General features: G+C 73.6%; 5 protein-coding genes. 2 read left to right on the top strand and 3 right to left on the bottom strand.

The window, feature by feature from the left end:
• Nucleotides 1-413, bottom strand: a 413-nt coding sequence (locus DZG00_RS07400) for a zf-HC2 domain-containing protein (RefSeq protein ID WP_199689799.1), incomplete at its 3' end; no start/stop codon positions are given.
• The gene (locus DZG00_RS07395; protein WP_119382025.1) at nucleotides 410-916 is read right to left on the bottom strand and encodes a sigma-70 family RNA polymerase sigma factor; all 507 of its coding nucleotides are present in this window, start codon (nucleotides 914-916) and stop codon (nucleotides 410-412) included. The genes DZG00_RS07395 and DZG00_RS07400, both read right to left, overlap by 4 nt.
• A gap of 273 nt (nucleotides 917-1,189) precedes the next feature.
• Between DZG00_RS07395 and DZG00_RS07390 the strand changes: the two genes are divergently transcribed.
• On the top strand, nucleotides 1,190-9,394 hold the full coding sequence (locus tag DZG00_RS07390) for a pectinesterase family protein (protein WP_158587797.1): 8,205 nt from the start codon (nucleotides 1,190-1,192) through the stop codon (nucleotides 9,392-9,394).
• A 229-nt stretch (nucleotides 9,395-9,623) separates the two neighbouring features.
• On the top strand, nucleotides 9,624-10,316 hold the full coding sequence (locus DZG00_RS07385; RefSeq protein ID WP_119382419.1) for a YceI family protein: 693 nt from the start codon (nucleotides 9,624-9,626) through the stop codon (nucleotides 10,314-10,316).
• Nucleotides 10,317-10,412: 96 nt separating this feature from the next.
• On the opposite strand, the gene DZG00_RS07380 is transcribed toward DZG00_RS07385, so the two are convergent.
• Complete coding sequence (locus DZG00_RS07380) at nucleotides 10,413-11,081, bottom strand: SDR family NAD(P)-dependent oxidoreductase (RefSeq protein ID WP_119382418.1); 669 nt, start codon at nucleotides 11,079-11,081, stop codon at nucleotides 10,413-10,415.
• Between the last annotated feature and the right edge of the window lie 151 nt (nucleotides 11,082-11,232).

Here is an 11,232-nt window from a genome sequence, read left to right as displayed (position 1 = left end):
GCACGGAGCGCGGAGCCGAGGGCGGCGCCGCCCGCGAGGAGCGCGACGGCGGCGGCCGCGAGGATCCACCCGCCCATGCGACGCGACAGCGGCAGACGGGAGGCACCCGGGATGGCGCGACGCGGGCGGCGCGGCACCCGGTGCGCGGCGGCCGAGGGGCGGGCGGGCGCGTCCTGCGGATCGGCGGCGGGCTGCGGGACGGCGGGCGCCTCGGGCTCGTCCATGAGCGCGAGCGCGTCCTCCACGGGCAGCATCCGCAGCACCCCGGGGAGGCCGGAGAGCTCGGCGAGGGAGCGCATGCACGCGTCGCAGCCCTCGAGGTGGGCCTCGAAGAGCGCGCGGTCGGTGGCGCTCAGGCTGCCGAGCACGTACGCGGCATCCCACTCGTGGATGTCGTCGGCGCGGTCGTTCATCGGGTGACTCCTCGTTCCTGCAGGGCGAGCCGGAGCGCCTTGAGCGCGTAGTGGAGGCGGGACTTGATCGTGCCGGGCGGGACGCCCTCGCGCTCGGCGGTCTCCACGACCGTGCGGCCCAGGTGGTAGCAGCTGACGACCGCACGACGGTGCTCGGCGGAGAGCGACGCGAGCGCCTCGGCGACGAGCAGGCGGTCGATGATCGCGTCGGACGCGTCGGCGACGGGATCCTCGGGCAGGGTGTCCGTCGGGGTCTCCCGGCCGCGCCAGGCGCTGCGGCGGTCGTCGATCACGAGGTTCCGCACCACCGTGAAGAGCCAGCGGCGGGCCGACTCGTCGTCCTCCGCGAGGATCGCGGGCGAGCGCCAGGCCCGCAGCAGCGCCTCCTGCACGACGTCCTCGGCGAGCGCCGGATCCCCCGTGAGCCGCAGCGCGTACCGCTGCAGCGCCGGTGCGTGCGCATCGTGCAGCGCCCGCATGCGCGCCGTGCTCTCCGTGGTCATCCGTGCCTCCTCCCTCCACGACGAGATGGACGGCCGGATGGTTCACCCCTCGGGGGAATCATCTCAGGGGATCCGCACCCCCCGTCCGGGGCGCAGTTTTCGAGAACAGCCCCGGGGCATTGCGGTTTGCACATGCGTGTGCATGAATGACCTCGGCCGTCCATTGCCCGATCGACGGCCGTATCCGCGCTCACCCCGACGCGAGCTGTGCCCCACGTTCCCGCGTGTCAGCTCGAGCGTGCGGTCGCGCCTCACCCGAAGGCACACCACCCGATGCTCCGCTCCTCTTCCGAGCCCTCCCCTGCCCTGCCGATCCCCGGCTCCGACGCCTCCGTCGCAGCCGCCCCGTCGCGCGCGCGCCTGCGCATCGCGGCGGTCCTCGTGACCGGCGCCGTCATCGCCGGCACGGTCCTCCCCGCCGACCCGGCCCTCGCGGCCGACACCAGCGCGCCCTCGACGCCCGGCAGCCTCTCCGCCGAGTACTCGGGCGGCGTCGGCACGGTCGTGTCGTGGGGCAAGGTCTCCGCATCGGACCTCGCGGGCTACCGCGTGTACCGGAGCGCCACCAAGACCGTGACGGCTAACGCCGCATCGCGCGTCGCGACCACGACGTCGCTCACGGCGACGGACGCGGCCATCGCGAGCGGATCCACCGGCTACTACGCCGTCACCTCGTACGACAAGACCGGCAACGAGTCGAAGCCGTCGAGCGTGAAGCAGATCACCGCGAAGGACACCTCCGCGCCGGATGCGCCCTCGAGCGTCAAGGCCACCGCCTCGGCCTCGGGCGTCGCGCTCGACTGGGCCGACTCGGACGAGATCGACCTCCGCGGCTACGTCGTCGCGCGCTCCACCTCGTCGAGCGGCACCTACACGACCCTCACCGCCTCCCCCGTCACGACCTCGGCCTTCACCGACGCGCCGGCGCCGGGCGGCGTCGCGTCGTACTACCGCATCACCGCGGTCGACCTCACGGGCAACGCCTCCTCCGCCACCACCGCATCGGCGAAGCGGCCCGCGGGCGCGCCCACCGCACCCGCCGCGCCCGGCTCCCTCACGGCGAAGGCCTCCTCCTCCGGCGCCGTCGCGCTGACCTGGAGCGCCTCGACCGGCGCCACGGGCTACGTCGTCGCGCGCGGCACGAGCGCGGCCGGCCCCTTCACCCGCGTGAACGGATCCGCCCTCACCACCACGACGTACACGGACGTGCCGCCCGCCGGCGCGACCGCGTACTACCAGGTGACCGCGGTCAACGCGGTCGGATCCTCGGCCCCTGCCACCGCGTCCGTCGCGATCCCCGTCGACAAGACGGCGCCGAAGACCCCGTCGAGCCCGAAGGCCGTCCTGGTCGCGAACGGCGGCGGCATGACGATCTCGTGGAAGGCCAACGCCGAGGCCGACCTCGCCGGCTACATCGTCTTCACGCGCGGATCCGACGACGTCTACCGCCAGCTCCTCCCCGCCGCCGGCACCGCCGCGCATCCGACGACCTCCTTCACCGACGCCGCCGCGACCGAGGGCACCACGACCTACTACCGGATCCGCGCGGTCGACCACGCGGGCAACACCTCCGCCTACGTGGCCGTCACCGGCAACAACCCGAACGTGGCCCCGGCCGCGCCCTCCTCCCTCACGGTGAAGCCGAACGCGAAGGCGGGCCTCGACCTCGCCTGGACCGCGCCGAAGGACACCGACGTCGCGGGCTACAGCGTCGCGCGCAGCACGACGAGCAACGGCACCTTCGTGCTCCTGTCGACCATCACGACCGCCGCCGCCGGATCCCCGCCGCGCTTCACCGACACGAGCGCGCCGCAGGGCGTCCCCGTCTTCTACCGCGTGACCGCGCGCGACCTCGTGGGCAACGTCTCCAAGGTCTCGAGCACGGTCTCGGGCACCTCGACCACCGCGCCCGTCGCGATCCCCGTCGAGTACACGGTGCTCACGGTCGGCGCCGGCAAGCAGTTCCCGACGATCGCGGCCGCCGTCGCGTCGATCCCGAAGAACGCGCTGGCGAACCACCGCATCGACATCGACCCGGGCACCTACCGCGAGTCGTTCTCCCTCGACCGCTCGAACGTGATGCTGCACGGGCTCGGCACCGACCCGGCGCAGGTCGTGATCTCCGCGGCGCAGGCCTCCGGATCCACGGACCCCGACGAGCCCGAGTCGACCCTCGGCACAGCGGGCAGCGCGGTCATCCGCGTGACCGGCACCGACGTGACCCTCGACAACCTCACGGTCGAGAACGCCTTCGACGAGAAGGCGCACCCCGAGATCACCAGCGCGCAGGCCGTGGCGCTCCGCGTCGAGGGCGACCGCTTCGTCGCCCGCGGCGTCCGCCTCCTCGGCAACCAGGACACGCTGCTCGCCGACACCCCGAAGCCCACGACGCGCATCCGCCAGTACTACGTGGACAGCTACATCGAGGGCGACGTGGACTACCTGTTCGGCGCCGCGACCGCGGTCTTCCAGCGCGTGACCTTCCGCTCGCTCGACCGCGGCAAGGCGGTCAACGGCTACCTCACCGCCGCGAGCACCGACGAGGGCAGCAAGTACGGCTTCCTCATCACGGGCAGCAAGATCGTGAGCGACGCGGCCGACGGCACCGTGAACCTGGGTCGCCCGTGGCACCCGAGCGCGGATCCGAAGGCCCTCGGCTCGGTCGTCATCACGGACACCTGGCTCCCCTCCGCCATCGACACCGCGGCGCCGTGGGACGACATGTCCTCCACGAACAGCTCGGGCGTGAAGGTGCCCTTCTCCTGGAAGGACGCCCGCTTCTCCGAGTCGCAGAACATCGGCCCGGGCGCGACCGTGAACGCGAACCGCCCGCAGATGACCGCCAAGGACGCCGCCAACGCCACGCCGGAGAAGTACCTCGCCGGCAAGGACGGCTGGAACCCGGTCGTCGCGGCCACCGCCGTCGTGCCCGCGACGCCCACGGGCGTCGTCGCGGCCGCCGACTCGAGCGTCGTGCACCTCACCTGGGCCGACGACACCTCGGCGAGCGTCACCGGCTGGACGGTCTACCGCGCCGACGCCACGGGCGCCTTCGCGGAGATCGCCTCCACCGACTCCCCCGCGTACAGCGACACGACCGTCGTCAACGGCGCGAGCTACCGCTACGCGATCACGGCCGACTCCCGCACGGGCGTCTCCTCCGCGCCGAGCGACGCCGTCGAGGTGACCGTGCAGGCGGCCGCCATCGTGGTCGACATCACTGTGGATCCGCGGGCCACCGCGAACGGCACCACGGTCTTCACGACGCTCGCCTCCGCCCTCGCCGCCGCCCCCGCGGGCAGCGCGACGGACCCCACGGTGATCCAGCTCGCAGCCGGCCGCTACGCCGAGTACGTGACGATCGCCAAGCCGCACACGAAGCTGATCGGCGCCACCGGCACGGCGCAGGACGTCGTGATCACGGGCGACCGCGCCGCGGGCACCCCCACCGGCACGACCACCGACGGGATCGCCGACACGTACGGCACCTCGGGCAGCGCGACCCTGGTGATCACCGGGAACGACGTGGCGCTCCGCGACCTCACGGTCGAGAACGCGTACGTCGAGGGCACCTACGCCAACGGCCAGGCCGTCGCGCTCCGCACCACGGGCGACCGGCTCGTCTACGACGGCGTGCGGCTCCTCGGCAACCAGGACACGCTCTACGCCAACAGCCCGAGCGCCGCCGTCCCGGCGCGCTCGTACTTCCACGACAGCTGGATCGAGGGCGACGTCGACTTCGTCTTCGGCCGCGGCACCGTCGTCATCGACCGCAGCACGCTCAACGCGCTCGACCACGGCACCACCCCGAACGGCGCGGTCACCGCGGCGAGCACCGACCGGAGCAATGCGCACGGGTTCCTCATCACGGGCAGCCGGATCATCGGCACCGCCCCCGACGGCTCGCAGAACCTCGGCCGCCCCTGGCAGCCGGGCAAGAAGCAGGCCGACGGCACCTCCATCGCCGACCCGGACGCGAACGCCCAGGTCGTCGTGCGCGACACCTGGCTCGGCCCGGTCGTCAGCAGGACGGCATGGACCGACATGGTCAACAGCGGCGTGACGACGAAGTGGCAGACCGCGCGCTTCGCCGAGTACGCGAACAGCGGCCCGGGTGCGAGCACGGGTGCGGATCGCGCGCAGCTGACGGACGCGCAGGCGGCCGACAGCACCTCGTACGCCTACCTCGCCGGATCCGACGGGTGGAACCCCGTCGCGCCCCTCGACGAGGACGCGGCCCCCGCGGCCGTCACCGGCCTCACGGCCACCGCCGCCGAGAAGCAGGTCGGCCTCTCCTGGTCGACCGGGGCGGAGAGCGACGTCGTGGGGTACCGCGTGTACCGCGCCACGGGATCCGACGCCCTGGTCGCCGCCGCCGCGCACCTCGTGGCCGAGGTCGCCAAGCCGGTGCACCTCGACCGCGGCCTCCTGGACGGCACCGAGTACCGCTACCTCGTGGTGGCGGTCGACCGGGCCGGGAACGCCTCCGCGCCGTCCGACGTCGTGACCGGCACGCCCGCGGTGAAGCCGCTCGTCGCCGACATCACGGTGGCGGCCGACGGATCCGGTGACGTGACGACGCTGCAGGCGGCCCTCGCGGCCATCCCCGGGGGCACCGCGGCGGCGAAGAAGGTGATCCTGGTGAAGCCCGGCACGTACCGCGAGGTCGTGTCGTCGAACAAGGCGAACGTCGTCATCGCGGGCACCACCGGCGACCCGCGCGACGTGGTCATCACCTACGACAACGCGAACGGCACCGCCAAGGGCGCCACCACGTGCCCGGCCGTCGTGGCCGCCACGTGCGGCACCGCCGGCAGCGCGACCGCGACGCTGTCCGGGTCCGGCGTCGAGGTGCGCGACCTCACGATCGAGAACTCGTTCTCGTCCGCCGCGCACCCCGAGATCGGCCCGAACAACACGCAGGCCGTGGCGCTCCGCGCGCTCGGCGACCGCCAGACGTACCGGCACGTCCGCCTCCTCGGCGCGCAGGACACGCTGAACGCCGACGCGTCGGGCAACATCACCGCCGACGGCACCGGCTACCCGCGCCAGTACTACGTGGACAGCTACATCGCGGGCAACGTCGACTTCGTCTTCGGGCGCGCGACGGCCGTCTTCGACCGGGTCACGATCCACGCCACCACCCGCAACGGCGGAACCGTCTTCGCGCCGAGCACGGCGTCCAAGAGCCGCGGCTACCTCGTGGTCGACAGCCGCATCACCGCGGACGACGACGCGCCCACCATGGCGCTCGGGCGTCCGTGGCGCGGCTGGGGCGACGGCTCGCAGGCCGACATCTCGCGGGGCCAGACCGTGATCCGGGACAGCTGGCTGGACGGCGGCATCGCCGTCGCGCAGCCCTGGACCGACTTCGCGCCCAACGTGTGGACCGACGGCCGCCTGGCCGAGTACCGGAACACCGGTCCCGCGGCGACGGTGAACGACAAGCGCCCGCAGCTGAGCGCATCCGACGCCCTCACCCAGACGCCGGCCGCCTACCTCGGCGGCACGGACGGCTGGGACCCGACCGGCGCGCCGGCCACGGATGCGGCACCCGTCGCGCCCGGCGGCCTCGTCGCCGCGCCGGGTGCCGCGCAGGTGTCGCTCGACTGGTCGGAGAGCACCGAGTCCGACGTGCGCGCCTACCGCGTCTACCGCGACGGGCAGCTCGTCGCCACGACGGCCACCTCGTCCGCCACCGTCACGGGCCTCGCCAACGGCACCGCGTACGCCTTCACGGTGCGCGCGGTGGACGCGGCCGGCCACGAGTCGCCCGCCTCGGCGAGCGTCGCGGCCACGCCGGCCCTGAAGGTCGACGCCACCGTGCACGCCGACGGCAGCGGCGACTACCCGACGCTGCAGAAGGCCGTGGACGCGGCCTCCGGCACCGGCGAGTGGGTCGTGAGCGTGGATCCCGGCACCTACACGGGCGCCACCACGGTCGCGAAGTCGAACGTCACGATCGTCGGATCCGGCTCGACCGCGGCCGACACCGTGCTGACGAACGCCACCGCGACCGCGACGCTGGGCATCACCGGCTCGAGCGTCACGGTGCGGAACCTCTCCATCGTGAACACGACGGCCACCGGCAACGCCCCCGCGGTGTCGATGACCGGCGACAAGGTGCTCCTCGCGGGCACCGCGATCACGAGCTCCGCGGGCCGCGCGGTCTTCGCCGACACGTCGACCTACACGGTCGCCGCGCGCCAGATGATCACCGGCTCCACCATCACCGGCGGCAACGACGTGCTCCTCGGGCGCGGATCCCTCGTGGTCCACGACTCGACGATCTCCGTCCGCACCAACGGCACCGTCCTCACTCCGAGCACGGCCGAGAACGCCAAGGGCTTCCTGCTCATCGGCAGCCGGGTCGACACCACGGGCGCGACGAACGTGCAGCTGGGGCGCCCCTACCGCGCCTGGGCCGACACGTTCACCCCGCGCTCGGTCGGCCAGGCCGTCGTGCGCGACACGGTGCTCGGATCCGGCGTCAAGGCGAGCCAGCCGTGGGGTGCCGGACCGTCCAACGAGCCGTGGACCCTCGGCCGCTTCGCCGAGTACGCCAACACCGGCGAGGGCGCGACGACGAACCCGAACCGTCCGCAGCTCTCCCCCGCGGAGTCGCTCGGAGCGACCGTGTCGCAGTGGCTCGGGGCACCCACGTGGTACCCGGCCGTCGCGGATCCCGCGGCCCCGGCCGACGTGATCGCCCCCGGCGTGCCCGCCGACCTCGTGGCCACGGCCGGTGACGCCTCGGCGTCGCTCGCCTGGACCGCGTCGACGGCCGACGACATCGCCGGCTACCGCGTCTACCGCTCCACCACGGGCCCGGTCGCGATCACGGCGGCGAACCTCGTCGGCACGGTCGGCCTCGAGCCGTCCTTCGCCGACCGGGGGCTCGCCAACCGCACGACGTACCGGTACGCGGTCGTCGCGGTGGACGCGGCGGGCAACGCCTCCGCGCCCGCCACGGCCGAGGCGCGCCCCGTCGACACGGCGCCGCCCGCGGCACCCGTCGGCGTGGTCGCGACCGGCGCCGACGGCAAGGTCCTCCTCTCCTGGACCGCGAACGCCGACGCCGACATCGCCGGCTACGACGTGTACCGCGACGGCGAGAAGCTGACGGCCACCCCGCTCACGGCTCCCGCCTTCACGGACACCGGCCTCGTCAACGACACCGCGTACGCCTACACGGTGACCGCGATCGACGACACCGGCCTCGTCTCGGCGGCCTCCGCGATCGCCACCGGCACCCCGCGCGCCGGCGACGCGGTCGCCCCGGCCGTGCCGGCGAAGGTGTCCACCGAGCTCGGCCGCGGATCCGTGACCGTGCGCTGGACCGCGTCGCCCGACGACGACGTGACCCGCTACGACGTGCTCCGCTCGGCGGGCGACGGCGCATCCAGCGTGGTCGGCACCGTCGGCCCGGGTGAGACCCGCTGGGTCGACACGACCGCGGCCATCGGCACGGCGTACGCGTACTCCGTGGTCGCGACCGACGGCTCGGCGAACTCCTCCGCGGCCTCCGCGGTCGCGAAGGCGACGCCGATCAAGGTCGACATCGTGGTGGCGGCCGACGGCTCGGGCGACGCCACGAGCCTCGCGCAGGTGCTCGGATCCACGGATCCCGCCACCGGCTCGCTGCCGAACAACGCCGACTACACGGCGCAGGGGTACCGCACGATCCTCGTGAAGCCCGGCACCTACGCGGGCGGCGTGGTCTCCGGCAACCGCTACGGCGTCAACGTCGTGGGCGCCACGGGCGACCCGGCCGACGTGATCCTCACCGCCCCCGGCGGGGCCGTCGCGACGCTCACCATCTCGGCCCCGCAGTGGACCCTCCGCGCGGTGACCGTGCAGAGCGTCGCCACCGCGGTCGGTGCGCAGGCGACCGCGGTGCAGGTGAAGTCCGGCGACAAGCAGGTGCTCGACGACGTGCGCCTGCTGGGCGACAAGCAGACCCTGCTCGTCTCCACCGCGAACGTCACGACCTACAGCCGGGTCTACGTGACCGGCTCGTACATCGAGGGCGGGTCCGACCTGATCCTCGGCCGCGCCGTCACCGTGGTCGACCGCAGCACGATCCACGTGCTCGACCGGCCGGGCGCCTCGCTCACGGACTCGTCCATCGCGGCGGGCTCGGCGTACGGGTTCCTCATCGCGGACAGCCGCATCGTGACGGACGGCGCCGCCGGATCCATCGCGCTCGGCCGCCCGTACTCCACGACCGGCAAGGCGCAGGTCGTGGTGCGCGACACCGAGCTCGGCGCGGGCATCAACACGGCCCAGCCGTGGAAGGACTGGGACGCCGTGACGCTCTGGACCGCCGGCCGCTTCTCCGAGCACCGCAACACGGGTGCCGGCGCGGCGATCGTGGATCCCGCCAAGCGCCCGCAGCTGTCGGACGCGGACGCGGCGACCTTCACGGCGCAGCGCTACCTCCAGGGCGCGGACGGCTGGAACCCCACCGGCCGCTGATCCACGGAGCACCGCACGCACGACCGGGACCGCCCGCCGACGCACGTCGGCGGGCGGTCCCGCGTCTGCCCGGAGTCGGCCGCGCACGCACTGCGCGTCCCGCAGGCGGATCCGCGAACCTGGCAGGACCCTGAGCGCGTGAACGTTCTCCGCGGCTGGTCCGTCGTCCCTGATGTCGGCGCAGCCTCTCGCGTCGGCCAGACGAGCACCATCCGGATCAGGAGACCCCATGCAGAAGAAGACCAAGATCATCCTCGGCACGAGCGCGGCCGTGGTGGTCGTGCTCGGTGTCAGCGCCGCCGCGTTCGGCCCCGCCTTCTACCGCGACGTGATCGTCGGCGCCCCCGCCGCCGCCCCGTCCGTCTCGGCCGCGCCCGCCGACTCCACGCTCGACACGAGCGACCTGTCCGGCGAGTGGCAGATCGGCACCGGCAGCACGGCCGGCTACCGCGTCGCCGAGGTGCTCAACGGCACCGACGTGACCGTCGTCGGCAAGACCGAGGACGTGACCGGCACCATCACGGTCGACGGATCCACCCTCTCGGCCGCGACCGTGGACGTCGACGTGGCGAGCATCGCCACCGACGCGGCGCCCCGCGACGAGTACTTCCGCAGCACCGCGATGCAGGTCGACCAGTACCCGAAGGCCACGTTCACGCTCACGCAGCCGGTCGACGCGGCCGTGCCCGCCGACGGCCAGGTCGCGACGGTCGACGCGACCGGCGAGCTCACGATGCACGGCGTCACGCAGACCGTGACCGTGCCGCTGCAGGCCGCGCTCTCGGGCGACGGCGTGCAGGTGAGCGGATCCATCCCCGTCACGTTCTCCGACTACGGCGTCGAGGCCCCGAGCCTCGGCTTCGTGAGCGTCGAGGACCAGGGCACGGTCGAGTTCCTGGTGAAGGCCACGCCCGCCAAGTAGTCGCCGGCCGGCCCTCGGGGTCGCCGCGACGAGGGGAGGAGGAGCGCATCCGGGTCGCTCGTCCTCCCCTTCGTCGTGCGCGGGGCGGCGGGATCGCTACTCGTCGTCCATGGAGGTCGCGAAGCGGCGGAAGTCGCCGCGCTCCGTGTGCATGGACCAGAGCGTGTCGGCGAGGACCTGCGGATCCTTCCTCTCGTGGCCCGGGATGATCGCGCCGGGGATGATCAGCTGGCCCACGTGGATCCCGTCGGCGGCGAGCGCCTCGTGGATCATCTGCCCGTAGGCGCTCTCGCCCGCGAAGCCGATGGAGGTGCCCGCGTACTTCGGCAGCGGCTGCACGGCGGTGCCGCCGTTGATGAACAGGACGGTGCCGCGCCCGAGCACGCGCATCCCCTGCAGCACCTGGTGCACGGCGGCGACGGGCGCCTGGATGGAGAACTCGAACGCGCCGACGAGGTCGCCTGGCGTCGTCTCGAGCACGGGCCGCAGGAACTCCTTCTGCGGAAGCGGGCTGTACTGGAGCACCTCGACAGGCCCGAGGTCCTGGGCCGCCCGGTCGAGCGCGGCGGCGAGCGCCACGTGGTCGCGGACGTTCGCGGCGTACCCGCGGGCGGTGATCCCCTCGTCGGACAGGGTGCGCGCCAGGTCGTCCACGCGCTCCTGGTTGCGGGAGATGAGCGCGACGGCGAAGCCCTCGGCTCCGAAGCGGCGGGCGACGGCGGCGCCGAGGCCGGTGCCGGCCCCCACGATGGCGATGGTGGTCATGGTTCTCCTCCTGCGGATCGGACGGATGGGCGGCCGGGCGTCGGGTGCGCGCGCGGCTCGTGCTTCGACGCTAGGCCGGTCGGGCGGCGGCGTCCGGATCGCGGCGCCCGACGGCGACCGGCGGACACCGCGGCCGGACGCCCGCCGCCCG

It is taken from the genome of Clavibacter lycopersici, from assembly GCF_003576405.1.
Classification (GTDB): Bacteria; Actinomycetota; Actinomycetes; order Actinomycetales; family Microbacteriaceae; genus Clavibacter; species Clavibacter lycopersici.
This window is presented reverse-complemented; position numbering and strand designations above follow the sequence as displayed.

Excerpts from the sequence above, each read along its gene's own strand:
- DZG00_RS07395 (WP_119382025.1), bottom strand. The coding sequence starts at position 916 with ATGACCACGGAGAGCACGGCGCGCATGCGGGCGCTGCACGATGCGCAC.
- DZG00_RS07390 (WP_158587797.1), top strand. The coding sequence starts at position 1,190 with ATGCTCCGCTCCTCTTCCGAGCCCTCCCCTGCCCTGCCGATCCCCGGC.
- DZG00_RS07385 (WP_119382419.1), top strand. The coding sequence starts at position 9,624 with ATGCAGAAGAAGACCAAGATCATCCTCGGCACGAGCGCGGCCGTGGTG.
- DZG00_RS07380 (WP_119382418.1), bottom strand. The coding sequence starts at position 11,081 with ATGACCACCATCGCCATCGTGGGGGCCGGCACCGGCCTCGGCGCCGCC.